The sequence below is a fragment of the Bordetella genomosp. 4 genome, from assembly GCF_002261185.1.
In the GTDB taxonomy this organism is placed as follows: domain Bacteria; phylum Pseudomonadota; class Gammaproteobacteria; order Burkholderiales; family Burkholderiaceae_B; genus Bordetella_A.
In genome coordinates this window covers 117,236-143,461 of the sequence record NZ_NEVQ01000003.1, presented here as the reverse complement: position 1 = coordinate 143,461, position 26,226 = coordinate 117,236, and the positions used below count along the sequence as shown (strand labels likewise).

General features: G+C 61.3%; 18 protein-coding genes. 12 read left to right on the top strand and 6 right to left on the bottom strand.

Annotated features, from left to right (window positions below; genetic code table 11):
* Window positions 1-34: 34 nt before the first annotated feature.
* Entirely contained in the window at window positions 35-1,048 is a 1,014-nt protein-coding gene (locus CAL20_RS03160; RefSeq protein WP_094823774.1) for a LysR family transcriptional regulator, read from the bottom strand.
* A 257-nt stretch (window positions 1,049-1,305) separates the two neighbouring features.
* Here CAL20_RS03160 and CAL20_RS03155 point away from each other — a divergent pair, with 257 nt between their 5' ends.
* The 6 genes from CAL20_RS03155 to CAL20_RS03130 all read left to right on the top strand — a co-directional run bounded on the left by CAL20_RS03155 (window position 1,306) and on the right by CAL20_RS03130 (window position 11,005).
* A complete protein-coding gene (locus CAL20_RS03155) occupies window positions 1,306-2,625 on the top strand; it encodes an efflux RND transporter periplasmic adaptor subunit (protein WP_094837172.1) in 1,320 nt (439 codons plus the stop codon).
* A 142-nt stretch (window positions 2,626-2,767) separates the two neighbouring features.
* Window positions 2,768-5,965, top strand: a complete 3,198-nt coding sequence (locus CAL20_RS03150; protein WP_094823776.1) for an efflux RND transporter permease subunit — start codon at window positions 2,768-2,770, stop codon at window positions 5,963-5,965.
* Window positions 5,966-6,195: 230 nt separating this feature from the next.
* The gene (locus tag CAL20_RS03145; RefSeq protein WP_094823863.1) at window positions 6,196-7,644 is read left to right on the top strand and encodes an efflux transporter outer membrane subunit; all 1,449 of its coding nucleotides are present in this window, start codon (window positions 6,196-6,198) and stop codon (window positions 7,642-7,644) included.
* 361 nt (window positions 7,645-8,005) lie between these two features.
* Window positions 8,006-8,566: a 5'-3'-deoxyribonucleotidase gene (locus CAL20_RS03140; protein WP_094837170.1), complete on the top strand. Its 561-nt coding sequence runs from the start codon at window positions 8,006-8,008 to the stop codon at window positions 8,564-8,566.
* Between the two features lie 154 nt (window positions 8,567-8,720).
* Window positions 8,721-10,058 (top strand): NAD(P)H-dependent oxidoreductase, encoded by a 1,338-nt coding sequence (locus tag CAL20_RS03135; RefSeq protein WP_094837169.1) that lies wholly within the window; start codon window positions 8,721-8,723, stop codon window positions 10,056-10,058.
* A gap of 137 nt (window positions 10,059-10,195) precedes the next feature.
* A complete protein-coding gene (locus tag CAL20_RS03130; protein WP_094823779.1) occupies window positions 10,196-11,005 on the top strand; it encodes an SDR family oxidoreductase in 810 nt (269 codons plus the stop codon).
* A 319-nt stretch (window positions 11,006-11,324) separates the two neighbouring features.
* Here CAL20_RS03130 and ilvD read toward each other — a convergent pair whose 3' ends face one another.
* Together ilvD and CAL20_RS03120 are read right to left on the bottom strand one after the other, a co-directional pair.
* Window positions 11,325-13,184 (bottom strand): dihydroxy-acid dehydratase, encoded by a 1,860-nt coding sequence (gene ilvD, locus CAL20_RS03125; protein WP_094823780.1) that lies wholly within the window; start codon window positions 13,182-13,184, stop codon window positions 11,325-11,327.
* Between the two features lie 67 nt (window positions 13,185-13,251).
* On the bottom strand, window positions 13,252-14,142 hold the full coding sequence (locus tag CAL20_RS03120; RefSeq protein WP_094823781.1) for a LysR family transcriptional regulator: 891 nt from the start codon (window positions 14,140-14,142) through the stop codon (window positions 13,252-13,254).
* Between the two features lie 164 nt (window positions 14,143-14,306).
* Here CAL20_RS03120 and CAL20_RS03115 point away from each other — a divergent pair, with 164 nt between their 5' ends.
* Window positions 14,307-14,858, top strand: a complete 552-nt coding sequence (locus CAL20_RS03115) for a GNAT family N-acetyltransferase (protein WP_094823782.1) — start codon at window positions 14,307-14,309, stop codon at window positions 14,856-14,858.
* Window positions 14,859-14,862: 4 nt separating this feature from the next.
* Window positions 14,863-16,062, top strand: a complete 1,200-nt coding sequence (locus CAL20_RS03110) for an MFS transporter (RefSeq protein WP_094823783.1) — start codon at window positions 14,863-14,865, stop codon at window positions 16,060-16,062.
* Between the two features lie 34 nt (window positions 16,063-16,096).
* Here the strand turns inward: CAL20_RS03110 and CAL20_RS03105 are convergent, their stop codons facing one another.
* Window positions 16,097-17,431 carry an MFS transporter gene (locus CAL20_RS03105; RefSeq protein ID WP_094823784.1) on the bottom strand — a complete coding sequence of 445 codons (1,335 nt, stop codon included), beginning with the start codon at window positions 17,429-17,431 and terminating at the stop codon, window positions 16,097-16,099.
* A 245-nt stretch (window positions 17,432-17,676) separates the two neighbouring features.
* The gene (gene queC, locus CAL20_RS03100; protein ID WP_094823785.1) at window positions 17,677-18,381 is read right to left on the bottom strand and encodes a 7-cyano-7-deazaguanine synthase QueC; all 705 of its coding nucleotides are present in this window, start codon (window positions 18,379-18,381) and stop codon (window positions 17,677-17,679) included.
* 249 nt (window positions 18,382-18,630) lie between these two features.
* On the opposite strand from queC, the gene ppc reads away from it, so the two are divergent.
* Complete coding sequence (gene ppc / locus CAL20_RS03095; protein WP_094823786.1) at window positions 18,631-21,480, top strand: phosphoenolpyruvate carboxylase; 2,850 nt, start codon at window positions 18,631-18,633, stop codon at window positions 21,478-21,480.
* Between the two features lie 113 nt (window positions 21,481-21,593).
* On the opposite strand, the gene CAL20_RS03090 is transcribed toward ppc, so the two are convergent.
* The gene (locus tag CAL20_RS03090) at window positions 21,594-22,535 is read right to left on the bottom strand and encodes an alpha/beta hydrolase (RefSeq protein ID WP_254924419.1); all 942 of its coding nucleotides are present in this window, start codon (window positions 22,533-22,535) and stop codon (window positions 21,594-21,596) included.
* Window positions 22,536-22,956: 421 nt separating this feature from the next.
* Here CAL20_RS03090 and CAL20_RS03085 point away from each other — a divergent pair, with 421 nt between their 5' ends.
* The 3 genes from CAL20_RS03085 (at window position 22,957) to CAL20_RS03075 (ending at window position 26,093) form a co-directional block, all read left to right on the top strand.
* Window positions 22,957-23,889: a 3-hydroxyacyl-CoA dehydrogenase family protein gene (locus tag CAL20_RS03085; RefSeq protein ID WP_094823787.1), complete on the top strand. Its 933-nt coding sequence runs from the start codon at window positions 22,957-22,959 to the stop codon at window positions 23,887-23,889.
* A gap of 121 nt (window positions 23,890-24,010) precedes the next feature.
* A complete protein-coding gene (locus tag CAL20_RS03080; RefSeq protein WP_094823788.1) occupies window positions 24,011-25,348 on the top strand; it encodes a short-chain fatty acid transporter in 1,338 nt (445 codons plus the stop codon).
* A gap of 19 nt (window positions 25,349-25,367) precedes the next feature.
* On the top strand, window positions 25,368-26,093 hold the full coding sequence (locus CAL20_RS03075) for an SDR family NAD(P)-dependent oxidoreductase (RefSeq protein WP_094837168.1): 726 nt from the start codon (window positions 25,368-25,370) through the stop codon (window positions 26,091-26,093).
* Window positions 26,094-26,226 lie beyond the last annotated feature (133 nt).

Below are 26,226 nucleotides of genomic sequence, written 5' to 3'. Positions count from 1 at the left end.
CGCCACAAACCGGCGGCCATTGCGGCCGCCAGCGTTACATCACATACTCGGCCTCGACCAGTTCACCACGCCGGGGCGCGCGCAGCGCCGCCTCGTGCAGCTCAGCGCACTGGACATCATGACAGCTCTCGGTCCCGTCGCCGCCTCGCAGCAACGGACAGCGGGAAAACAGCTCCGCCACCCAGTCCGAGAACACCCGTACTTTGGGCGAGAGCTGGCGGCTTTGAGGGTAGAGCAAGGAAATCGGCAAGGACCGGGGTTTCCATTGAGGCAAGACTTCGAGCAGCTCGCCGGACTGTATATGAGGCAAGGCAATGAACCGCGCCGTCTGAATCAGACCGACACCTTGCCGGGCCAATGTCATGTGGGCGTTCCAGTCGTTCACCGACACGGCGCCGGGCATATTGATTTCACGCACCTCGCCGCCGACCACGAAATCCCAGGCGTAGTCCCGGCCTGAGCGGCTGGCAAAATAGTTCACCGCCTTGTGGTTCGCCAGTTCCTCCAGACTATGAGGCACACCGTAGCGTTCCAGATACGACGGGGCCGCGCAAGTCAGGAACTGAAACGAGCCAATCCGGCGCGCCACTAGCGTAGAGTCTTCTAAATCGCCGCCGCGGATGACGCAGTCGACGGCCTCCTGGACCAGATCGACCCGGCGGTCACTCATCCCCAGGACCAACTCAATATCCGGATAACGCGTGTGGAACTCACACAAAGCCGGCAACAGAATCAGTTGACCGACGCTGGCAGGGACATCAATGCGCAATCTGCCCTGCGGCCGCACGGCGGCCTCCTGGAAGCACGCCTCCGTTTCCTCGACGTCGGCGAGGATACGCTTGCTGTGTTCGTAATAGGCCGCCCCGTCCGGGGTCAGGCTGATGCGGCGGGTGGTGCGATTCAGCAATCGAACGCCCAGATGGCGCTCCAGATTCTGAATCGTGGTGGTTACCGTCGTGCGAGGCAATCCCAGGGTGTCGGCGGCACGAGTGAAGCTATTGACCTCGACAACGCGTGCGAATACCTGCATGGCTTGAAAACGATCCATGGTTCGGTCCAGGTAGTTTGAGTAGTAGCAGTGTGCAAAGCATACCGCGCTTTTGGCTCTGATTGTTCGTTTTGTACAAACAGTGTTGACGAATCAGCTGTATTTATCCTGAATCAGAAAACATTCAGAATACACCTCATCTAAGTTGGCCGATAGCCTCTGACCCCTCTGTTCCCGGGTCTGTGCCCAGCGGAATGCCTGTTCCCGCCGCTCTCGTCCATCTCCCCCATTAAGCATCACAAGTTTAAGGAAACACCATGTCTGTTTCGCGTCCACGCGTTGCCTTATTGGCGGTTTTCGTGGCCTTGCTGGCCGCGGGGGGCGGTTATTCCCTGTGGAACGACAAGTCCGGCACGGGAGCCGCCCAAGCCCAGAACGCACCGTCCGCTCCGTCGGTGGACGTGGCCCCGGCGCTGGGTAAAACCATCATCGACTGGCAAGACTACTCCGGCCGGCTGGAAGCCATCGACCGGGTCGACATCCGGCCGCTCGTGTCCGGCACGCTGACTGCCGTGCATTTTAAAGACGGCAGCCTGGTGAATAAGGGCGACCGGCTCTTTACGATCGACCCGCGCCCCTATGCCGCCGAAGTCAACCGCGCCGCCGCTCAGCTCGCTGCGGCCCGCGCTCGGGTGGCCTTCACGGCATCCGAATTCGCACGCGGCAAACGGCTGCTGGCGGAAAATGCCATCGCCAAGCGCGATTTCGAATCCAAACGCAACGATGCCAACGAAGCGAGCGCCAACCTCCAGGCTGCCGAAGCCGCCCTGGATGCCGCGAAACTGAACCTCGGCTATACCGAGATCGTCGCGCCCGTGGCGGGCCGGGTTTCCCGCGCAGAAATCACCGAGGGCAACGTCGTAGCCGCGGGCGCCAGCTCGGTGCCGCTGACGACACTGGTGTCGGTCTCGCAGATGTATGCGTCCTTTGACGTCGATGAACAAGCCTATCTGAAATACGTGAGCCCGGCCCGTGTCACCGGCGCCTCGGTGCCAGTCCAGTTGGGCCTGGCCAATGAGGACGGCTACTCCCGCGAAGGAGTCGTGCAATCGGTGGACAACCGCATCAACACCACCTCGGGCACGATACGCGTCAGGGCCGTGTTCAACAACACGGATGGCCAGCTCGTGCCGGGCATGTACGCCCGCATCCGCCTGGGCGGCACCGAACCTCATCAAGCCGTGCTGATCGAAGAACGTGCCATCGGTACTGATCAGGACAAGCGCTTTGTCCTCGTGGTAGACGACCAAGGCCGCACCGCATACCGGCAAGTCTCGTTAGGTGCGAGCCAGGGCAAACTGCGCGTGGTCACCAGCGGTTTGCAGCCGGGTGAACGCATCGTGGTCAATGGCCTGCAGCGCGTGCGTCCCGGCGAGACCGTCGCGCCGAACCTCGTGTCGATGGATACGCCGTCGTCCAGCCCGCCGATCGCTGCCACCGGGTCGACAACGGCGCCGGCCGCAAAGCCGGCAACGGTGCCTGCCTCGACCTCCGAGATAGCTGCGACGCCGGCTGCTGCGACGACACCGGCCTCGGCCGCGCCTGCGAAGCCCAAGACCACTGCCAGCCTGAACTGAAAAACACTGCGCCCGCACCAGGAAATTCGCACCTGAACTAATAAAAAGGCTTTAGCCCGCTTTCGCCGCCAGCACACGATGTTGTGTGCTGGCTAGGCCCCGTGTTGCCCGAAGCCGCCATGCCCCTTGCAGGAAGAGCAAGATGAATATCTCTAAATTCTTTATCGACCGGCCCATCTTCGCAGGTGTTCTATCGGTGATCGTGTTGTTGGCAGGCCTGTTGGCCATGTTCCAACTGCCCATCTCGGAATACCCCGAAGTCGTTCCGCCCTCGGTCGTGGTGCGTGCCCAATATCCTGGCGCCAATCCTGATGTGATCGCCAAAACGGTGGCATCGCCATTGGAGGAATCCATCAATGGCGTCGAAGACATGCTGTATATGCAGTCGCAGGCCAACAGTGATGGCAATCTGGCGGTGACCGTGTATTTCAGGCTGGGCGTCGATCCAGACAAAGCACAGCAGCTCGTGCAAAACCGTGTCTCGCAGGCATTGCCACGCCTGCCGCCCGATGTGCAGCGCCTCGGGGTCACCACCACCAAGAGCTCGCCGACACTGACGCTGGTCGTTCACCTGATTTCGCCCGACGACCGCTACGACAGCACCTACCTGCGCAACTATGCCGTCCTGAACGTAAAAGATCGCCTGGCACGGATCAGTGGTGTGGGCGAAGTCCAGATTTGGGGATCGGGCAGCTACTCCATGCGCGTGTGGCTGGATCCACAAAAAGTGGCACAGCGCGATCTGACTGCCACCGATGTCGTTAACGCCATCCGCGAGCAGAACGTGCAGGTCGCGGCCGGCGTGATCGGCCAATCGCCCACAATGGGTGATGTACCGATGCAGTTCTCGGTCAATGCCCAAGGTCGTCTGCAGAACGAAACCGAATTCGGCAACATCATCCTGAAATCCTCGCCGGACGGTGCGATCACGCGACTCTCTGATGTCGCCCGTATCGAACTGGGGGCTCAGGAATACGGATTGCGCTCCTTACTGGATAACCAATCCGCCATTGGGATGGGGATCATGCAATCGCCCGGCGCCAACGCGCTGGATGTCTCGTCGCAGGTCCGGGAAGTCATGAAAGAGTTGTCTGCCGATTTCCCGCCCTCGGTGGAATATCGCATCGAGTACGACCCGACACAGTTTGTGCGTGCCAGCATCAAAGCGGTAATCATGACCTTATTGGAGGCCATCGCGCTGGTGGTACTGGTGGTCATCGTCTTTCTACAAACGTGGCGCGCGTCACTGATTCCGCTACTGGCGGTGCCCGTTTCTATCGTAGGGACTTTCTCCCTGCTATTGATGTTCGGCTATTCGATTAACGCCTTGTCGTTGTTCGGCATGGTGCTCGCCATTGGGATCGTGGTCGACGACGCCATCGTGGTGGTCGAAAACGTCGAGCGCAACATCGCGGCCGGGTTGACGCCTCGAGACGCCACCTATCGCGCCATGCGCGAGGTCAGCGGCCCTATCATCGCCATCGCCCTGACGCTATGCGCGGTGTTTGTACCGCTAGCTTTCATGACGGGACTGTCGGGTCAGTTCTATAAACAGTTCGCCATGACCATCGCCATCTCGACGGTGATTTCGGCGTTCAATTCGTTGACGTTGTCACCCGCCTTGTCGGCCATCTTGCTAAAGGGTCATCACGACAAGCCCGATTGGCTGACGCGCGTCATGAATCGCCTGTTCGGCCGGTTCTTTAACGCCTTCAACCGATTTTTCTCGCGCTCCTCGGACGCCTATGCCGTCGGAGTCAAGGGGGTAATTCGTCGCAAAGGCAGCTCGATGGCGGTATACGCAGTGCTGCTTGCGGCGACGGTGGGTATTTCCCAATTGGTGCCGGGCGGATTCGTGCCCGCACAGGACAAGCAGTACCTGATCGGTTTTACGCAGTTGCCCAATGGCGCGTCGTTGGATCGCACCGAAGACGTGATTCGCCGCATGACCGACATTGCGTTAGCAGAGCCAGGCGTGGCAAGCGCCATCGCTTTCCCGGGTCTGTCGATCAATGGTTTCACCAACAGCTCGAGCGCCGGGATCGTATTCGTGATGCTCAAACCGTTCGAAGAACGCCACAGCGCCGAGCTGTCGGGCGACGCCATTACAGGCAAACTCAACGCCAAGTTCGGAGCCATCAAGGACGCCTATATCGCAGTGTTCCCGCCTCCGCCGGTCATGGGACTAGGCACGATGGGCGGTTTTAAATTGCAGATCGAAGACCGCGCGTCATTGGGCTATGCGGAGCTGGACAAGGCTACCCAGGCATTCTTGGAAAAAGCGCGCCAAACACCCGAACTGGGCCCCACTTTCTCGAACTATCAGATCAACGTGCCACAGTTGGATGTCGATCTCGATCGTGTCAAAGCCAAGCAGTTGGGTGTACCGGTGACTGACGTGTTCGATACGCTGCAGATTTATCTGGGGTCCATGTACGTCAACGACTTCAACCGTTTTGGCCGTGTCTTCCAAGTACGCGCCCAAGCTGATGCGCCCTTCCGCTCTCATCCGGACGATATCCTGCAACTCAAGACACGCAGCGATACCGGCCAGATGGTGCCGCTGTCCGCGTTGGTCGATGTGCGTCAGACCTTTGGGCCGGAAATGGTGGTGCGATACAACGGCTATACGGCCGCCGACATCAACGGCGGGCCCGCGCCGGGATACTCGTCCAACCAGGCGCAAGAGGCAGCTGAACGCATCGCAGCCGAGACCTTGCCGCGCGGCATCAAGTTTGAATGGACCGACTTGACCTATCAGCAGATCCTGGCGGGTAACGCAGGCATCTGGGTGTTCCCGATCAGTGTATTGCTGGTGTTCCTCGTGCTCGCCGCGCTGTACGAAAGCCTGACGCTGCCTCTGGCCGTCATTCTGATCGTGCCCATGAGCATCCTGGCCGCTCTGACAGGCGTCTGGTTGACCGGCGGCGACAACAACATCTTTACGCAGATTGGCTTGATGGTCCTGGTCGGCCTGTCCGCCAAGAACGCCATCTTGATTGTGGAGTTTGCACGCGAACTGGAGATGCAAGGCAGCACGCCGCTGCAAGCCGCGATCGAAGCCAGCCGTCTGCGCTTGCGTCCCATCCTGATGACCTCCATTGCTTTCATCATGGGTGTTGTGCCACTGGTGCTGTCCTCTGGTGCCGGCTCGGAGATGAGGCAAGCCATGGGGGTAGCCGTGTTCTTCGGCATGCTGGGCGTGACCTTGTTCGGCCTGTTCCTGACCCCCGTGTTTTACGTCCTGCTGCGGACCATGAGCGCGCGCAAACTGCATTCGGCCTCGCATCACGAAGCTCCTGTAACGACGCATCCTGCAACCGATCACTCGAGCCATTGAACATGACGGCACTCATGGATATCCGCGATTAAGAGAACACCTTCATGACACACTTATCGACACCGGCTTTCGCTGCAGAAAGCCTCATGACACGGCCGCGAGTCGCAGCATCGCTTTCACAACAAAGTGATGCTCCTCGTTCCCAAATGCACGCGCTGCTGGCCGCAGCGCCCGCAGCAAAGACGCATGCAGTGCGCACCTTTCTGCCCAAAATTTCCGGGCTGCTGGCGATGCTGTTGGTACTGGCCGGATGTGCGGTAGGGCCCGAATACCAACGTCCTGAGGTCGCCACCCCCGCGGCCTACAAAGAGGCCCCGACAGAACAGTCCCTGCCCGCGCACGAGGCCGGTTCCTGGCAGACCGCTCAGCCCGCCGAGCAGGCGCTGCGCGGAGAATGGTGGAAGCTGTTCGGCGACGACACGCTCAACGCCCTGGAACAGGAAGCACAGAAATCCAACCAGAATCTGCAGGCTGCTGCGGCACGCTTGAAACAGGCGCGCGCGCTGCTGGGCGACGCCCGCTCGGAGCTCTTTCCCCGCGTAGACGCAGGCTTCGGTCCAACACGCCAACGCCCCTCGCCTGCCTCGCAAGGCCTGTCCGACAGCGCGTCCTCTGACGCGTCGACGCTCTGGCGGGCTGAAGCCACCGTGGCCTATGAGGCCGACCTGTTCGGCCGTGTCGCCTCGACCGTAGACGCAGCCACGGCCGACGCACAGCAGAGCGAAGCCCTCTACCGCTCCGTACTGCTCGCCCTGCAAGCCGACGTCGCAGAGGCCTATTTTCAAGTGCGTGAACTGGACGCAGGGCTGCGCCTGTATCGCCAGACCGTCACCTTGCGCGAAGAAACTCTGCAACTCATCCAGCGCCGCTACGATGCCGGCGACATCAGTGAACTGGATCTGGCCCGTGCCCGATCAGAGCTGGAATCCGCTCGCGCAGAAACGCTGGGGTTCGAACGCCGCCGCACCACGGCAGAGCATGCCTTGGCGGTTTTGTTAGGCAAAACCCCATCGGAATTCAGCTTGCCCGAACAACCGCTCACGCGCATCGCCGTCACCATCCCCGCCGGCCTGCCCTCGACCCTGCTGGAACGCCGCCCCGACATCGCTGCCGCAGAACGCGCCATGGCCGCGGCCAACGCCCGTATCGGTGCTGCGCAGGCAGCGTTCTTCCCGAGGCTGAACATTACCGGCGGCGCGGGCTTTGAGTCTGCAGAGCTCGGCAACTTGTTCGAATGGTCAACGCGTACCTTCCTGCTGGGCCCGCTGGTAGGCGCTGCACTCTCGCTGCCCATCTTTGACGGCGGCCGCCGTCAAGCCGGTCTGGACCGTGCACGCGCCGTCTACGAAGAAGACGTAGCAAACTACCGCCAAACCGTACTGACCGCATTCCGCGAAGTCGAAGACAACCTGGCCAACCTGCGCATCATGTCCGGCCAGATATCCGCCCAAGACGCCGCCCTGCAAGCCTCCCAACGCGCCGCCCGCATCTCGCACACGCAATACAACGAAGGCTCGATCAGCTACCTCGACGTCATCGAAGCCGATCGCACCGTATTAGCCCAGCAGCGAGTATCAGTGCAACTGGATGGCGAGCGGGCACGATCAGCAGTCAATCTGGTACGCGCCCTGGGCGGCGGCTGGGACACGCCATTACCCCCAGAGCTGGCAGCCCGCTGACATGCCGGCTCCGCCCCTTTAACCTGCAAACGTGACCCAGACCTGCATCCTGTACTTTGTAGCCCATACCCGAACGTAGCGACCCGTACCCGCGCATCCACAGTACGACGCATCAACATCCCGATCGCTCCTGGCGGGCGCCTCGTGATCGAGCGAGGGAAACCGAAGGAGCGTAGCGACAAGGTTGACGAAGCGGTGTCGGCCGCGCAGGCGGCCGACCGATCACGTGAAGCCCGCACGCGGCCACTGCCCCTCCTCGACGCCAAAAGAACAACACCTCGCCATGCACAGACAATGAGCCATCCCCAAAAAGCAACCTCATGGCAAAATCAATCTCCCTCCGATACTCCCATTGCCCACCATGCTAATCCTGCTAGATCAAGACGGCGTCCTAGCTGACTTCGAGCACGGCTTTGTAACCGCTTGGCGCGAGCAATACCCCGACATCCCCCCGGTCGAATACCATGACCGCACCTCGTTCTACATCCTGCAAAACTACCCCCCCGAACTACGCGCCCGCGCCGAAGCCATCTATACCGCTCCCGGCTTCATACGTAACCTCCCCCCCATCCCTGGCGCCATCGAAGCCCTCAAAGAACTGCTGGCATTAGGCATGGACATCCGCATCTGCTCATCCCCTCTATCGCAATTCGAAAACTGCGTCGCCGAAAAATACCTCTGGGTAGAAAAGCATCTCGGCCGCGAGGCCACCAACCGTCTGATTCTGACCAAAGATAAAACCCTGATCCAGGGCGATCTCCTCATCGACGACAAACCCGAAATCACCGGCGCCGTCCGTCCGAAATGGAAACACATCCTGTACGACGCCCCGTACAACCGACACATCACCGGCCGCCCCCGCCTCACCTGGGCAAACTGGCGCAACGTCCTCGCCGGCGAGCTCTACACCGCCGACGCCTGAGGCAATCGCCCATCCCGAGCACCGGCAGCAAATTCTTCAGCTATCCGTCACGGAAAACCGCTATGCTGCCATCTGCAGCACCGCCGACATTCCTGACATCAGATTGATGAGCCGCGCCCCGACGGCCCACGCCCCAATCCGCGAAGGAGACGCAATGAATCTGCACCGCCTGCTCAAACAGCGCCAGGCCGACAACAAACCCTTGCGTGTCGCCCTCATCGGCGCCGGCAAGTTTGGCTCCATGTTTCTCAGCCAAGCCCGGCGCACCCCAGGCATTCAACTCGTCGCCGTCGCAGACCTGCAGCCCTCTCGAGCGCGCGCAGCGTTGACACGAGTAGGCTGGCCCGCCGACGCCTTGCATGCAGACAGCCTGCCCGATGCAGCGCGATCACGCCGCGTCTATTTCAGCGACGATGCGCTGGAGGTAATCGCCAGCCCGGAAATACAGATCGTCATCGACGCCACCGGCCATGCGGCGGGAGGCATCGCGCATGTGCTCGCCTGCTGCGAACACGGCAAACACATCATCATGGTCAACGTCGAAGCCGACGCCTTGGCCGGTCCGCTACTGGCACGCCGCGCACGCGAAGCCGGCATCGTCTATTCATTGGCCTACGGCGATCAGCCTGCCCTCATCTGCGATATGGTCGACTGGGCACGCGCAAGCGGCTTTGAGGTCATCGCCGCTGGCAAAGGCACCAAGTATTTGCCAGAGTTTCACACCTCTACCCCCGACACCGTGTGGCCCTACTACGGCTTCACCGATGAGATGGTGGCGGCAGGCGACTTCAACGCCCAGATGTTCAACAGCTTTCTGGACGGCACCAAGAGCGCCATCGAAATGGCGGCCGTGTCTAACGCCACCGGCCTGCTGCCCGCCCCGTCGGGACTGCACTTTCCGCCGTGCGGCGTAGACGATCTGCCGCGCGTACTGCGTCCACGGGAAGAGGGCGGCATGCTGCACCACCGCGGCCAGGTCGAAGTCATCTCCTCTCTGGAACGCGACGGCCGCCCCGTATTTCGAGACTTGCGCTGGGGCGTCTATGTCACGCTGGCAGCCGACAGCGACTACGTCCGGCGCTGCTTCAAGGAATATGGCCTACTGACGGACCCCAGCGGTAATTACGCTGCCATGTACAAGCCCTACCACCTGATCGGCCTCGAACTGGGCATCAGCGTGGCCAGTGTCGGATTGCGTCACGAGCCGACCGGTTCGCCGACCGGCTGGCATGGTGATGTGGTTGCGACCGCCAAACAGGACCTGGCGGTCGGCCAAGAGCTCGATGGTGAAGGCGGCTATACCGTTTACGGCCGGCTGATGCCCGCTCGCGACTCCGTCGCGGACGGCTATCTGCCGCTGGGCCTCGCGCACAAAGTCAAACTGAAAAACCCTGTCCGGCAATCACAACCCATCCGCTGGCACGACGTCGAATTCGACGAAAAGTCCGCCGCGGTGCAGTTCCGCCGGGAAATGGAGCAGACATTTGCCTGAACGTCCCCCGCGGCAACGGCAAAGTCCGTGCGCGGCGCGATAAACGTGGACCCTCATGTGCGCCGCGTCAGGCGACGCCTCGCATGGCGTGAATGAAGTATCGTTAACCGCATCGTCCATCTCTCGCGGAGCATCAGGTGAATCTGAAACTGAACGGCAAAGTCACAGTAGTCACGGGCGGCAGCAAAGGCATAGGCCTGGCGGTCGCCAACGCATTCGCAGCCGAAGGCGCGTTCGTCGCCATCATCGCGCGCGATCCACAGGGACTCGAACAGGCTCGAGCCCAACTACAAGCGAGCGGACACAACGTCGCCACCTTTGCCGCAGACCTCTCTGATCCACAGGCTGCTACCCGGACGATCGAGCGGATTGAGACCGAGATAGGCCCGATCGACATTTTGATCAACAGCGCCGGTGCCGCCCGCCGCCACGAGCCCGAAGACCTGGACGCCAGCAAATGGCGCGCCGCCATGGACGCGAAATTCTTTCCTTACATCCATGTACAAGACGCCGTCCTCACCCGCATGCGCGAGCGTGCCGCCACCCGCCCCGCAGGCGCTACCAATGGCATCGTCGTCAACATCATCGGCAACGGCGGCAAGCGCCCCACCAGCACCCATTTGGCCGGCGGTTCCGCCAACGCCGCGTTGATGCTGTCAACGGTCGGCCTGGCCGCCCACTACGCCCGCTACGGCATCCGCATCAACGGCATCAACCCCGGCCCGACCTTCACGCAACGCGTCGAGCAGGTCCTGGAACTCGACGCCCAACGCCAAGGCATCTCGCGCGACCAGGCTCTGGCCGACAGCCAGGCCCGCATCCCCCTGGGCCGCTACGGCAAGGCCGAAGAAGTCGCCGACGTCGCCCTGTTCCTGGCCAGCCCACGTTCAGCCTATGTAGTAGGCGCCATCATCCCAGTGGATGGCGGTATGTCTTCGGTGATCTAAGGCCTGTCGTCGGCGATTTAGCGGCGATACAAAAATCAATGCCGTGCACATGCTTCACACATGTGCACGGCATCAACAAATCGACGCACCAGAAAACAGAAAGCGCTCGAAAAATACCGCGACCGGCAACAGCGTTCTCAGTCAGCCATTACTGCGAGTCCCGGCCGGTTGCCGTGGGCCGCGCCGGCCTTTTGAGGGTCGGGCAGCCCCGCGTAGCGGGGCCGAGGCGCCTGGTCTTGCGCCGAGCCGATCCGATTAGGCCGGTGCGGCCCACGGCAACCGGCCGGGACGTCTCAAGAACCCCGCCTGCCCAACGGCATCAACGCTTCAACTGCGACACATCCCGCACCGCGCCACGATCGGCAGAAGTCGCCAACGCCGCATAAGCCTGCAACGCCTGCGACACCACACGCTGACGATCCACGGGCTTCCATGCCTTGTCACCACGGGCTTCCATCGCCGCACGGCGCTTGGCCAGCTCATCATCGGAAATCGCGAGATGGATCTTGCGATTGGGAATATCGATCTCGATCGTATCGCCATCCTCGACCAGACCCACATTGCCACCCTCGGCCGCCTCAGGCGACGCGTGACCAATCACCAACCCCGACGAACCGCCAGAGAAGCGGCCATCCGTGAACAACGCGCAGGTCTTGCCCAAGCCTTTGGACTTCAGATACGACGTCGGATACAGCATTTCCTGCATCCCCGGGCCACCCTTCGGACCTTCATAGCGAATCACCACGACATCGCCGGCCACGACCTTGTCGCCCAGAATGCCTTCCACCGCATCATCCTGGCTTTCAAAGACCCGTGCGCGACCCGTAAACACCCACTGCGACTCATCCACGCCAGCCGTTTTGACAATGCAGCCCTTGGGCGCGAGATTGCCGTACAACACCGCCAAGCCGCCGTCTTTCGAATAAGCGTTGGCCTTGTCGCGAATGCAGCCTGATTTGCGATCCAGATCCAGCGTCAGATAAGTCGCATCCTGGCTGAATGCCACCGTCGTAGGAATGCCGCCAGGCGCTGCGCGATAGAACTTTTGCGCCGCCTCGCCGGCTCCGCCGTTGATATCCCACTGCTCGATCGCTTTGCCCAGCGTGCCGCTGTGCACGTTGCCGCAGCTCAGATCCAGCAGATCCGCGCGCGCCAGTTCGCCCAGGATGCCCAGGATGCCGCCGGCACGGTGCACGTCTTCAATGTGATACTTGTCCGTCGCTGGCGCCGCCTTGCACAGGCAGGGCACGTTACGCGAAATGCGGTCAATATCCTCCATGTTGAAATCCACGCCGGCCTCTTGGGCTGCGGCGAGCAAGTGCAACACGGTGTTGGTCGAACCGCCCATGGCGACATCCAGCGTCATGGCATTCTGGAAAGCACTCTTGGTCGCGATATTGCGCGGCAGGACCGACGCGTCGTCTTGCTCGTAATAGCGGCGGCACAGATCGACCACCAGACGGCCGGCCTGTTCGAACAGGCCCTTGCGCCACGCATGCGTCGCGACGATCGTGCCGTTGCCTGGCAAGGCCAAGCCGATCGCCTCGGTCAGGCAGTTCATGGAATTGGCGGTAAACATACCCGAGCACGATCCACATGTCGGACAGGCGCTGCGCTCGTATTGTTCGGCCTCGGCGTCAGTGATGTTGGGATCGGCGGCCTTGATCATGGCGTCGATCAGGTCGATCTTGGCGATGACTTTACCGTCAGTCGGCGACTTGATCTTGCCAGCCTCCATGGGGCCGCCGGATACGAAGACCACCGGGATATTCAACCGCATCGCGGCCATCAGCATTCCCGGGGTGATCTTGTCGCAGTTCGAGATACACACCATGGCGTCGGCGCAGTGGGCATTGACCATGTACTCGACCGAATCCGCGATCAGCTCGCGCGAGGGCAGCGAATACAGCATGCCGCCGTGACCCATGGCGATACCGTCATCCACGGCAATGGTATTGAACTCTTTGGCGACGCCGCCGGCGGCTTCGATTTCTTTGGCAACGAGAGCGCCCAGATCGCGCAGGTGCACGTGACCCGGCACAAACTGCGTAAACGAGTTCACTACCGCAATAATCGGTTTGCCAAAGTCGCCGTCCTGCATACCGGTGGCGCGCCAGAGGGCGCGAGCGCCGGCCATGTTACGGCCGTGGGTGGAAGTACGGGAACGGTATTGCGGCATGATATTTCTCGGACGGGGAAAGTTCGCAAAGTCGTCAATAATACGCCGGATCGCCCGGGGGCTGTATTCAGCCGTGCCCCTGGCGCAACGCCAAGAGCGCCGTATGCAGCTGCGCCAGCCCTCGCTGCAGCGGTTTATCGCTGCGCAACACCACCGCCAGGGTACGCGACAGCCGTGGGGTCAAAGACCGGACTTGCAGGGTCGACTCTCGCCGTTTCGGGACCGCCAGTGCCGGCAAAATGGCGCATCCCAGGCCCGCCGCGACGAGCTCCTTCATGGCTTCGGTGCTGCCTAACTCCATCGCCGGCCGAGCCTGCACCCCGGCCGCTTCGAACCAGTTATCCACCAGTTCGCGGGTGCGCGCACCCGGTTCGAACAACACGACCGGCCGTTCGGCCAAGGCCTGCGGGGTAATGGCGGGAGGAACCTCGTCCGCACCCGGGAAAATCGCTACGAACTCATCCTCCAGCACCGGCGTCACCTGAAACATACGGCCTGACACGGGCAAGGTCACCAGGCCGATATCCAGGGTATTGGCCTCAATGTCGCGCAGCACATCCGCTGTATTTCCCGTGCTCGCCACAATTTCCAAGGCAGGAAACCGCCGCCGCAGATCCGCCAGCAGCGGCGGCAGCAAATACGTACAAGCGGTCGCCCCCGTTCCCAAGCGTACGCGGCCCACCACTTGGGCGCTGTGTGCCTGCATGCTGCGCTCGGCCTGCTCGACGGCGGCATCGATAGCGCGGATATGTGTCACCAGATCCATGCCTGCGGCCGTCGCGGTTACTCGCTTGCCGACGCGTTCGGCCAGGCGCAAACCATAACGGCGCTCCAATTGCCGCACCTGCAGGCTCACTGCAGGCTGCGTCAACCCGTGCCTATCCGCCGCGGCGGAAAAACTGCCCAGCTCGATCACATCCAGAAAAATACGCAGGTGATCCAGGTTCAGGCCGCGCATGGGTCGCTCTTGAAAAACATCGGTTGCTTGGGGAAAGCAAAGAATTCCTTATGCTTTGAATAATAAACCAAAGCTTTATTAATACTTGATCGTGCCTCACACTGTGAATACCCCAACGGACTCATAATCCGTTGGCCCGCACAGTTCTTCCCGCACATACGAACATGCCCGAATCTTCTGCCTTGATCCTGCGCGACAGCACGCCCGACGATGTGCCAGCGATCCAAGCCATTTACGCCCATCACGTCTCGCAGGGCACCGCCTCATTTGAACTCGACCCGCCCACGCTCGCCGACATGCACGCGCGGCGCGAGGCGGTGTTGGCCCAACGCCTGCCTTATCTGGTAGCCGAACGCGAAGGCGAAATCGTCGGCTATGCCTACGCAACGCCGTACCGACCCCGCCCGGCCTACCGCTATACCGTGGAAGACTCGGTGTATGTCAAACCCGGCATCGCCGGCCAGGGCATAGGAAGCCGATTGCTCGCCGAGCTGGTGGAAAGATGCACCGCGGGCGGATGGCGGCAAATGCTGGCGGTCGTGGGTGATAGCCGTAACGCCGCCTCGCTGGCGCTGCATGCCCGCCAGGGCTTTCATCCCGTGGGTACGCTGCGATCCGTGGGCTACAAATTTGGCCAATGGCGGGACACGGTCCTGATGCAACGCGCTCTCGGGGACGGCGACCAAGGTGACCCAGAAACTGCGCCATTAATTTGACATCATGGCAACGGTCATCCCTACCCGGGCCGTCATGTGCCTGGGCGTCACCCAGCTCATCAATTGGGGCGTGTCGTTTTACCTGATCAGCAATTTCGGACCTGCCATGCAGGCCGATCTGGGATGGAGCGCCGCGCGTCTGTTTGGCGGATTTTCGTTGGCCATCATCGTGATGGCCCTCACCTCGCCTGCCGCTGGGCGCGCGATTGACCGTTGGGGCGGCCAGCGCGTCATGCCCGTGGGCGCGATATTGACCGCGATGGGCTGCGCCCTGTTGTCGCTGTCCCATTCGACCTTGCCGTATTACACAGCCTGGGTTGCACTGGGCATAGGCATGCGGCTATCGCTTTACGATGCCGCCTTCGCGACGCTCGCGCGCATCGGCGGCCCGCAAGCCCGGCGGGCGATGTCGCAGATCACGCTATTTGGCGGTTTGGCCTCGACCGTCATGTGGCCCGTTGGCCAATGGCTGGCGCAACTGCTGGGCTGGCGCGGCGCGGTGCTGGTCTATGCGGGCCTGTCGCTGCTGACGCTGCCCTTGTATTGGATATTGCCTCGCGCTCGTTACACCGGCGATATCCACTCGACGCAGCATGAGGGGCTGGCCCGGACCCGGGCCGACCAGCGCCTGGCGCAGTGCCTGTATGCCGTGATCACCATGTTGACCACGTTTCTGACAGCAGCGAACGCCACGCATATGATCGCGATGCTGACTGATCTGGGATTATTGGCATCGGTCGTGGTGGGCATAGCGTCACTGTGGGGGATCGGCCAAGTCAGCGCACGCCTGCTGGAATTGCTGTTCGGCGCTCGCCTGCCGCCATTGACCTTGAATCTGTTGACGACCATCGTCATGCCGTGGTGCTTTCTGGCCGGCCTGGCAGCCAGCCATCCTGTAGCGGCAGCGATCTATACCTGCCTGTATGGCGCGTGCAATGGCCTGCTCACGATTACCCGGGGAACATTGCCCCTGGCCCTATTCGACTATCGCATCTACGGCACGCTGGTCGGCCGTCTGCTGGTCCCCAGTTTTGTATTGACCGCAGCGGCGCCCGTCGCCTACGCGCAGCTGATTGCCTGGCAAGGACCACGCGCAGCCATGGCGGCGTCGCTGATACTGTCCGGCGTGATTCTAGGTGCCTCTGTCTGGTTGTACCTGCGATTTGGGCGCACGGCTCATCGCAATCAGGCAAAGCAGACCTGAATTGGGTCATGCCGCGCCTGGCTTCGCATAGCCATCAAGCCTTCACCGGCCGGATTTCTGCTGCGGCGAGCGCCCTGCGCCTGGTTCCCGGCAGCAGAATGACTGCGATCGCCGCGACCAGAGCCGCCGCAGCGAACACAATGAAATTCCACGAAAAACTCAATCCCGACCCTGCGACATAGCCGCCGACCATGGGCCCGGCCATCGCACCCACGCGCGCAAAACTCAATGCCCATCCTGTGGCGGCCGCCCGGATATGCGCCGGATAATAGCCCGCGATGTAGCCAGTCAAGATCAACGATGCAGACACACTGCCCACGCCCGCCAGGCCCACCAGCGTGTAGTTGACCACCAGCGAATTACCGAACAGCAACGCGCCGATCGCCGCTGCGCCTATCAGGTAAAACACAGCCACGGTACCGCGCACGCCCAGCTTGTCGGCCACGCTGCCTAAAAACAAACCGCCCGCTGCAGAAGTCAGACTGAAAACCACCAGGAACAGCAGACTGGAGCCCAAGTCATAGCCGTTCTTGCGCATGATCGAAGGCAGCCAGGTATTCAAGCCATAGACCAGCAGCAAGCCCAGAAAGAGTGCAATCCAGAAGCACGCCGTCGCGCGGATGTAGTCGCGAGAGAAGATGATTTTGACCACATCGCGCCACGATGTGCGCGACTCGGAGGACGGGCTCGCTTCAGGCCGGCGCCACACGCCCTCGCCCGTTGCCGACGCCAACGCCTGGGCCTCCTGGATACGGCCGCATCCTTGCAGGTACTCGATCGACTCGGGCAACAGGCGCGCCATGAACGGCACCAGCACTAATGGAACGACCCCCAATCCGATCACGCCGCGCCATCCCATCGTGGGCAGCAGCCAGATCGCGATCAGCGCAGCGCAAAGAATGCCGATCGAGTATCCCGAGTACATCAAACCATAGTTGAAGCTGCGGCGATGCACGGGCGAATATTCCACCGTCAATGCCGCTGCCACCGGGATCACACCGCCCAACCCCAGACCGCCAATAAAACGCATCAGCCCAAAGAACCAAGGCGCAGGCGCTAACGCCGCGCCCACCATCGTCAAGGAAAACACCGAGACACACAGCAGCAGCATGCGGCGACGGCCCAGCATTTCGCTCAGGGTACCCACCATGAACGCGCCAAAGAACATCCCGACCAGGGCATAGCTGCTGAGCGCGCCCAGCTCCAGCGGCGTCAGATTCCAATTGCGATCGTCGGCCATCGACGGCAGCACAGCGCCCATGACGCCCACGTCATACCCCTCGAACAGGATGGCCAGAAAGCACACGAAAAGCACGGTATACGTCGTACGGGATGACGGATGCCAAGGCTGCGCGCCGGCAGTATTCATGTTGCAAGTCCCTCTGAAGCTGGGTAAGACAGCGATAGAACCACCTGAACACTTGCCGCCGCGATAGCGGTGCGTCAGCAAGATAGTTTAGGTTTAAACATATCAGTTTCAGAGGGGAGTTTGCAATCGGCGTCTTTACTAAGACGGTCTATTCATTTCGCAGCATGACCTGCTCGATCTCACGAGATCGAGCCTTCAGACTTTCAGTGCGGCGGGACGCATCGCACGATATGGGTGCTTGACGCTTATCGCGCCTGCCAACGTTCCCACCCGGCTTTGCGCAACGCGCATGCCGGACACGTTCCGCAGCCATAGCCCCAAGCATGGCGCGCGCCACGCTCACCCAGGTAGCAGGTATGGCTCTGCTCGACCACGATATCAACCAACGCCTGACCGCCGAGTTGCTGCGCCAGATCCCAGGTGTCCGCCTTGTCGATCCACATCAATGGTGTCTCGATCGTCACACGCGACCCCAGGCCCAGACCCAGTGCGACCTGCTGAGCCTTGATGGTGTCATCCCGGCAATCCGGATAGCCCGAAAAATCGGTTTCGCACATCCCGCCTACCAGCACATCCAATTGGCGGCGGTAGCCCAACGCAGCAGCCAGCGTCAGGAACAGCAGATTGCGGCCGGGCACGAAGGTATTGGGCAAACCGTTTTCCTGCATCTCGATGGCGCGATCGCTGGTCATCGCCGTATCGCCGACTTGGCCCAGCACCCGTAGATCCAATAAATGATCGTCGCCCAACCGCTGCGCCCAATCCGGAAATTGCGCGCGCAACTCGCTCAACACACGCAGCCGCGCGTCCAGCTCGATGCGATGGCGTTGTCCATAGTCGAACGCGACCGTCTCGACGTGAGCATAGCGATCCAACGCCCAAGCCAGACAAGTCGTGGAATCCTGGCCGCCGGAAAACAGGACCAGTGCGCGTCGTTGATGATTTTGCATAACACTTTCAGATTCGTTGCCAGGCAAAGCGCCCGAGCAGAAACTGTACCGCAACCCATGACGCACCGCGCCGCACGCCACCCCACAGAATGAGAAAAATCAGCGCAGCACCACGCCCAAATATCCCCTTTTTTATTTAGGGTTATTTGTCACGGATGCTGCGTAAAATGATTTGCATCCATAGCCTCACTGTTTTTGCGATCAGCCCGAATTCTCAACCCACCCTTTTGCCCGACGGATTTCCTGCCTATGAAAGCCATCCGCCCGCAGTCCGATACTGCTGAACCCTTACGTCACGATATCCGGCTGCTGGGGCGTTTATTAGGCGAAGTCATCCAAGCCTGTGAGGGCGAGCGGGTATTCGATACGATCGAAACCCTGCGCCGTACAGCCGTGCGGTTTCGCCGCGAGGGCAACAAGGCCGACGGCAAGCTGCTGGAACAACGCGTGAAGCGGCTGCGCGGCAATGACCCGAACTCAGTGGCCCGCGCGTTCAGTTATTTTCTGCATTTGTCGAATATCGCCGAAGATCGCGACCAGAATCGCGCGCAACGCGAACACGCTTTGGCCAACGAGACGCCAGCACGTGGCAGCCTGCGCGAGGCCGTCAGCTCGCTGGAGGCGCAAGGCGTCACCCCCGCCCAAATCCGCCGCTTACTCTCCGAGGCCTGCCTCGTACCTGTCCTGACAGCACACCCGACCGAGGTGCAGCGCAAGAGCACCCTGGACGTGCACCGGGAAATCGCAACAGCACTCTTGCAACGCGAGGGGCCGTTGACAGCCCAGGAGATCGCCGACCTGGACCTCGTCCTGCTGGGACGCATCGCCACGCTGTGGCAAACGCGGATGCTGCGCTACACGCGGCTGACCGTGGCCGACGAGATCGAAAACGCCTTGTCGTACTATCGCAGCACGTTTTTGAACGTCATCCCGCGGGTGTATTCGGACCTGTCCCGCCTGCTGGCCCGCGACCCGGTCAAACCCTTTGCAGCCCCCCCGCCGCCCTTGGAACCCTTTCTGCGCATGGGCAGCTGGATCGGGGGTGACCGCGACGGCAATCCCAATGTAGACGCAGGCACGCTGGAACTCGCGTTGTTGCGCCAGGCCACCGTGCTGTTCGAATACTACCTGCAAGAGGTCCATGCGCTCGGCGCAGAACTATCGATCACCACGCTGCTGATCGATGCCGACTCGGACCTGCGAGCCTTGGCCGATGCAGGCGGCGACGATTCGGCTCACCGCCGCGACGAGCCGTACCGCCGCGCTCTGGTGGGCATCTATGCCCGTCTGGCAGCGACGGCTCAGCAACTGACTGGCCGCGATCTGGCTCGCCGCGTCACGCATCCGGCGCCACCGTACAACACCCCGCGCGAGCTGGCCAACGATCTGGCCGTCATTGCCTCATCGCTGTCTGCCAACCATGGCGCGCCGATCGCCCGGCTGCATCTGAGCGGCTTGCAGCAGGCTGTGGAAGTCTTCGGCTTTCACCTCGCGACGGTCGACCTGCGTCAGAGTTCAGATGTGCACGAACGCGTGCTCACCGAACTATTCACCCGTGCCGGCACGCAGCACGATGGCAAACCGGTCGATTACCGCCAACTCGACGAAGACGCACGCGTGGCGTTGCTGCGATCCGAATTGGCCCAGGCCCGGCCTCTGGCCTCGCCCTGGATCACCTACAGCGAAGAAACCACTCGCGAGCTGGCCATTTTGCGCGCCGCCGCCGCGGGGCGCGCACGGTACGGCAAACAGGCAGTGCAGCAGACGATTGTGTCGCATACGGAAACCTTGAGCGATCTGCTCGAAGTCCTGGTGCTGCAAAAAGAAACCGGCTTGACCACGGCTCCCGGTCAGGACATCGAACCGCAGGACGGCCTGATGGTCGTCCCGTTATTCGAAACCATTCCTGACTTGGAGCGCGGTCCGGAGATCATGGCGGCGTGGTTGGATCTGCCCGAGGTGCGGGCACGCGTCAAACACGCGCAGAACGACACCCAGGAAGTCATGCTGGGCTATTCCGACAGCAACAAGGACGGCGGTTTTCTCACATCGAACTGGTCGCTTTATCAAGCCGAGCGCGCACTGGTCAATGTGTTCAGCACGCGCCGTGTGCGGCTGCGGCTCTTTCACGGACGTGGCGGTTCAGTAGGGCGCGGCGGCGGCTCGAGCTTTGACGCCATCCTGGCACAGCCGCCGGGCACCGTGGCCGGTCAACTGCGCCTGACAGAACAAGGCGAAGTCATCCAGAGCAAGTACAAAGATGCCGAAGTGGGCCGCTGGCATCTTGAACTGCTGGTTGCGGCCACGCTGGAGTCGTCGCTGGCGCCCCGTGCGGCTGCCGCCAGTGCCGAAGACGCCCATATGGCACATTATGGTCCGGCCATGTCCTTCATGTCCGACACGGCGCAACGCAGCTATCGCGGCCTCGTTTATGAAACGCCGGGATTTGCAGAGTATTTCTTTGCCACCACACCGATTACGGAAATCGCCGGGCTGAACATCGGCTCTCGCCCGGCCTCGCGCAAACAAGGCCAGCACATCGACGAGTTGCGGGCCATTCCATGGGGGTTCTCATGGGCACAGTGCCGCCTCATGCTGACCGGCTGGTACGGTGTGGGCTCTGCCATCGAATCCTATCTCGAGACCGGTGCGACAGGCGCGCCCCGTTCGCGCCGCGCCCGGCTCGCCCAGTTGCGAGAGATGGCGCGAGAGTGGCCCGCGTTTCGCACGCTGCTCTCCAATATGGAGATGGTGCTGGCCAAATCCGATCTGGCCATTGCGGCGCGCTATGCGCAACTGCTGCCCGCGCGGGCACTGCGTGAACGTATTTTCAACCAGATCAGTGCGGAACATGGCCGTACCATCGCCATGCTCCGTTTATTGACGCAACGGGAACTGTTGGCGGACAACCCTGCCCTGCAGGCCTCGCTGCGCGAACGCTTTGCCTACATCGATCCGTTGAATTATCTACAGATCGATCTGATCCGCCGCTACCGTGCCGCCCAACAGGATGGCGCGACAGAGCCCGACAAACGCGTGCGCAGTGCAATTCACCTGACCATCAACGGCATCTCGGCGGGGCTGCGCAACTCTGGCTGATGAAGCGCCCCCGCTCATCAGTCAGCGCGAGCGCGCATCAATCCAGACAAACATGCAAACCGCTCAAGGACAGACATGCCGCATGCCGACTCGTCTGTCCTTCGATCGTTGCCTCAAGGTTGCACAGCGACCTCTAATGCGCGCTCGAGCGACACGCGGATCATGTCGCCGTGCCCGTATTGCGGGAAGGTCTCGTAGCTGACATCGCCACCAGCCTTGCGCAGTCCGTCGGCCATATCGCCGATGACGGCGCGAGGATTTTCAATCGGCGCGCGGCCAGGCTTTGCACGCGGCAGATTCGGCATCGGCCGATTAGGATCACGGGGCTTTGTGCCAACGAGAATCGCGATGCGCTTGCCCGCCGCCTTGTTCGCGTCGAACGCGTGCCATTCCTGAACCAGCACACCATCATTCCACCACGCCGAAGGGTCGCCGACGATGTAGCGCGCAAAGGCATTGGGCTGCGTATACAAGGTATGCAAGGTGAACAGCCCTCCATAGGAATGGCCCCACAAATATTCCTTTTGCGGATCCACTTTGACGCGCGACTGCACCAGAGGCTTGATGGACGACTTGATGTATTCCAGAAAAATATCGGCACCGCCGCCGGCGCGTCCCCGATCGTCTTCCTGGTGCACACGCTGGCCGTTTTCATATGTGGGCGGCGTGTAGTCGAACGCACGCGACACGACATCATTGCGTGTAGGCACGTCGTAACCGATCGCCACCAGCACAGGCGGATGGCCGCTGCGCGCCAGCGCCGCCAAGTCCGCGTCTTTCAACGTCGCCATCGCAGCGTTGCCATCCAACATGTACAGCACGGGATAGCCTGCCGCCGGCGCAGCGGCGCGAGGAATCGAAATCTCGATGCGGTAATGCCGTTTGCCATCGGCCGAGTCGATCTGATGCCGTTCAAACTGATACCACTCGGACGGATGATCCACGACTGTCTCGCCCACCAATTGCATACCCGGCATTTGACCGGCTGCAGGGGTTTGCGCATGAACGTAGGTGGTGCCCAGCAGGCAGCACAAAGACAGCATCGATAACTTCATAGACAAATCGTTTCTCAACATCATCCAGCAATTGCGTTTCAGGTTGACCGTCACAGAACGGCGCATGGGCGAGCCACTTTCAACGCCCGTGGTTTTCACCAGAGAGGTGGGATACCGCAGCCTCTGGCGGGCGTAGGGTCACCAATCTAAATGAGAATAACTAGCAATTCTAACTTAGGAAATTTTTGGCCTGCGCCGTCGATCTACGTGGCCGTTGTGATGATCATCGTGCCGCATGACAATCCCGGCCCATTGGCGTCCGCCCGAAATTCTTAGTACTATCCCTAAATAAATTCTATATACGCACAAATGTTCGTATATAGAACAACAACGATTCCTGGCCCGCGCCTGGAACAGTATTCGGATGAGACGTGCTCCGACGCGCCCATCACCGAGCGCGAGCCTCCCGGAGCCTTTCGACATGGATCTTCCTATCCAGAGCCTGGCCGTCGTCGGCGCAGGCGCCATGGGCAGCGGCATCGCTGCCCTGTTTGCAGCAAAAGGACTTGAGGTCGTCTTGATCGACCCCGTACCCGGCGCGCTCGAACGCGCGGCCGGTGTCATTGATCGGCAACTCGGTGTCTACGCCCCCGATGCGGTGGCTGAGACACGACGCCGCATTCGCATGGATACTGGTCTGGAGGCCGCCTGCGCCTGCGACCTGGTCATCGAAGCCATTCCGGAAAAGCTGGAGCTCAAGCGCGACACATTCGCTCGCCTGGACACGCTGTGCAAACCCGAGACGATCTTCGCGACGAATACGTCGGGCCTGTCGATCAACGCCATTGCCCAGGCCGTGACACGCCGCGATCGTTTTGTGGGCACGCACTTCTTTACGCCCGCCGATGTCATTCCTCTGGTCGAGGTCGTACGCAATGACGACACCTCGGCCGAAACCGTCGAGCGCGTGATGGCAACGCTGAGATTCGGCGGCAAACGCCCCGTGCTGGTCAATCGCGATATCCCGGGCTTTATCGCCAACCGCATTCAACACGCCCTCGCCCGCGAGGCCATCTCGCTGCTGGAACAAGGCATCGCCAGCGCCGAAGACATCGACGAAGTCGTGAAATGGAGCCTGGGTATCCGCCTGGCGCTATCCGGGCCGCTGGAGCAGCGCGACATGAACGGCATCGATGTCCATCATGCCATCGCGAGCTACCTTTACGCCGACCTGGAAAACCGCACCACGCCTTCGGCGTTGCTCACTGAGAAAGTTGCCACCGGCCAACTCGGCGCCAAGACCGGCCAGGGTTTCTATGCCTGGCCGCCCGAGCGCCGCGAACAAGTACTGCGCGACAAAAGCGCAGCCCTGGGTGAATTAGTGGCCTGGTTGAACAAACGACAAGCCCAGTAAAGGCTTGTCCCTCATATCGATTTATGTAATCCCCCGCAGACCCTTGCATCCAGGACGCCCTGTCGCGCCTGATGATCGGCTCTGCCTTTAAGTACGCCTTACGGAGTGAGTTGGAGGCAGCATGAACAAATTAACGTCCTTCTTTACGGAGCTGATGCGCAAGTATCTGCCCGATCCTTTTGTGTTCGCCATCGCGCTGACGCTGTTGACCGTGCTGATGGCCATGGGCATCGAGGGGCAGAGCCTGGGCCAGATTACCCGTGAATGGGGCAAAGGATTCTGGAGCCTCTTGGCGTTCACCACGCAGATGGCCGTGATCCTGGCCATGGGCTACGTGCTGGCCACCGCGCCGCTCACGGATCGCCTGCTCAACCGCATCGTCAGCCACGTGCATCAGCCTCGCACGGCCATCATCGTGGCCACGCTGGTAGGCGGCATCGGCAGCTATCTGAACTGGGGCTTTGGCCTGGTCATCGGCGGTATCGTCGCCAAGAAACTGGCCTTGAAAGTCAAAGGCGTGCACTACCCATTGATCATCGCCGCAGCCTATAGCGGCTTTACCATGTACGGCCTGGGCCTGTCTGCCAGCATCCCGGTGCTGATCGCAACGCCAGGCCATCCCCTGGTCGATCAGATGGGTACGGTGCCGCTGTCGGAAACGATTTTCTCCGCGCCCATGCTGATCACGAGCCTGATCATCATCGTCACGCTGCCCTTGCTCAACGCCTGGCTGCATCCCCGTGCCGGTGAAAAAGTCATCGAAGTCGATCCGGCCATCGACAAGTCGACCGAGCCTGCGCCAGGCAGCGACCTGATCGAACAAAACACCATTGCTTCCAAGCTCAACAACAGCCGCATCCTGAGCCTGTTGATCGGTTTGCTCGGCATGGCCTATGTCGTTTTTCACTTCGTGGACGGCGGCTCGCTGGATCTGAACCTGATCAACTTCTTTATCCTCTTTCTGGGCGTATTGCTGCTGGGCACGCCGGCTGCTTATGTGGCCAAGCTGAATGACGGCATCAAGACGATCTCCGGCATCATTCTGCAGTATCCCTTCTACGCCGGCATCATGGCCATCATGGCGGGCTCGGGCCTGGTGAATACCATTTCCCACGTTTTTGTTGACGTCGCCACGCCGGGCACGCTGCCGTTCTGGGGCCTGATCAGTTCGTTCTTCATCAACTTCTTCGCGCCTTCTGGCGGCGGCCACTGGATGATCCAAGGCCCCTTCATGATCGACGCCGCCAAGGAAATCGGCAGCTCGATCAGCCAGACCTCGATGGCCGTCATGCTGGGCAACTCCTGGAATGACCTGGTTCAGCCGTTCTGGATTCTGCCAGCTTTGGCGCTCTCGAAACTCAAGCTGCGCGACGTGATGAGCTACACCGTGATCATGATGATCTGGGTCGGCATCATTGAAATCATCGCCGTGCTGAGCTGGGGCATCCTGACCCACTAACCGATCCGAGGAGTCCATCATGAAACCCCAGGCTTATCTCGTCACCGGCGGCAGCGCCGGCATCGGAGCCGCTATTGTGCGGCCCCTGCTCGATGCCGGACACCGCGTCGTCAACATCGACTATCGTCTGCCCGAGAATCCGCCCGAGGGCCTGGTGTCGATCCAGGCAGATCTGACCGACGAAGCACAAACCAAAGCCGCCGCCGCACAGGCCACGCGTGATCATGCCATCGTTGGCCTGGTCAACAACGCAGGCGCGACGCGCCCCGGCACCGCCGATACGGCCACGCTGGCGGATCTGGATTATGTCGTCGCCCTGCACCTGCGCACCGCCATGATTCTGGTGCAGGCCGTATTGCCCGACATGCGCGAGGCCGGCTTTGGCCGCATCGTCAACATGTCGTCGCGCGCTGCGCTGGGCAAGCCCGATCGCGTGGTGTACTCGGCCACCAAGGCTGGCCTGGTAGGACTGACGCGCACGTTGGCCATGGAGCTGGGCGGCGACGGCATCACTGTCAATGCGATCGGCCCCGGCCCGATTGCCACTGACCTGTTTCGCAACAGCAATCCCGATGGCGCGCCGCAAACGGAGCGCATCATCAACAGCATCGTCGTCAAACGTCTCGGCACACCGGAAGACGTTGCGCGGGCTGCGATGTTCTTTCTATCGCCCGACAATGGCTTTGTCACGGGACAGATGCTGTACGTCTGCGGCGGCACCACACTCGGCGTCGCGCCGATCTGATTGATCAGCCTCATGGTTGCAACAATGCGCAGCGATTCCGTCTCCGCAACGATATCTCCCAGGGCTACGTCGGCTGAGAGATATCGCAGCGTCGCATGCGCGCAGACGCGCCGGCATTCAATGCCCGCCCCTC

What these genes read in the sequence shown, in the direction of transcription:
- CAL20_RS03090 (WP_254924419.1), bottom strand. Translation starts at nt 22,535, where the DNA reads ATGAAGTTATCGATGCTGTCTTTGTGCTGCCTGCTGGGCACCACCTAC.
- CAL20_RS03155 (WP_094837172.1), top strand. Translation starts at nt 1,306, where the DNA reads ATGTCTGTTTCGCGTCCACGCGTTGCCTTATTGGCGGTTTTCGTGGCC.
- CAL20_RS03135 (WP_094837169.1), top strand. Translation starts at nt 8,721, where the DNA reads ATGAATCTGCACCGCCTGCTCAAACAGCGCCAGGCCGACAACAAACCC.
- CAL20_RS03115 (WP_094823782.1), top strand. Translation starts at nt 14,307, where the DNA reads ATGCCCGAATCTTCTGCCTTGATCCTGCGCGACAGCACGCCCGACGAT.
- CAL20_RS03105 (WP_094823784.1), bottom strand. Translation starts at nt 17,431, where the DNA reads ATGAATACTGCCGGCGCGCAGCCTTGGCATCCGTCATCCCGTACGACG.
- CAL20_RS03145 (WP_094823863.1), top strand. Translation starts at nt 6,196, where the DNA reads ATGCTGTTGGTACTGGCCGGATGTGCGGTAGGGCCCGAATACCAACGT.
- CAL20_RS03150 (WP_094823776.1), top strand. Translation starts at nt 2,768, where the DNA reads ATGAATATCTCTAAATTCTTTATCGACCGGCCCATCTTCGCAGGTGTT.
- CAL20_RS03110 (WP_094823783.1), top strand. Translation starts at nt 14,863, where the DNA reads ATGGCAACGGTCATCCCTACCCGGGCCGTCATGTGCCTGGGCGTCACC.
- queC (WP_094823785.1), bottom strand. Translation starts at nt 18,381, where the DNA reads ATGCAAAATCATCAACGACGCGCACTGGTCCTGTTTTCCGGCGGCCAG.
- CAL20_RS03085 (WP_094823787.1), top strand. Translation starts at nt 22,957, where the DNA reads ATGGATCTTCCTATCCAGAGCCTGGCCGTCGTCGGCGCAGGCGCCATG.
- CAL20_RS03080 (WP_094823788.1), top strand. Translation starts at nt 24,011, where the DNA reads ATGAACAAATTAACGTCCTTCTTTACGGAGCTGATGCGCAAGTATCTG.
- ppc (WP_094823786.1), top strand. Translation starts at nt 18,631, where the DNA reads ATGAAAGCCATCCGCCCGCAGTCCGATACTGCTGAACCCTTACGTCAC.
- ilvD (WP_094823780.1), bottom strand. Translation starts at nt 13,184, where the DNA reads ATGCCGCAATACCGTTCCCGTACTTCCACCCACGGCCGTAACATGGCC.
- CAL20_RS03140 (WP_094837170.1), top strand. Translation starts at nt 8,006, where the DNA reads ATGCTAATCCTGCTAGATCAAGACGGCGTCCTAGCTGACTTCGAGCAC.
- CAL20_RS03120 (WP_094823781.1), bottom strand. Translation starts at nt 14,142, where the DNA reads ATGCGCGGCCTGAACCTGGATCACCTGCGTATTTTTCTGGATGTGATC.
- CAL20_RS03075 (WP_094837168.1), top strand. Translation starts at nt 25,368, where the DNA reads ATGAAACCCCAGGCTTATCTCGTCACCGGCGGCAGCGCCGGCATCGGA.
- CAL20_RS03160 (WP_094823774.1), bottom strand. Translation starts at nt 1,048, where the DNA reads ATGGATCGTTTTCAAGCCATGCAGGTATTCGCACGCGTTGTCGAGGTC.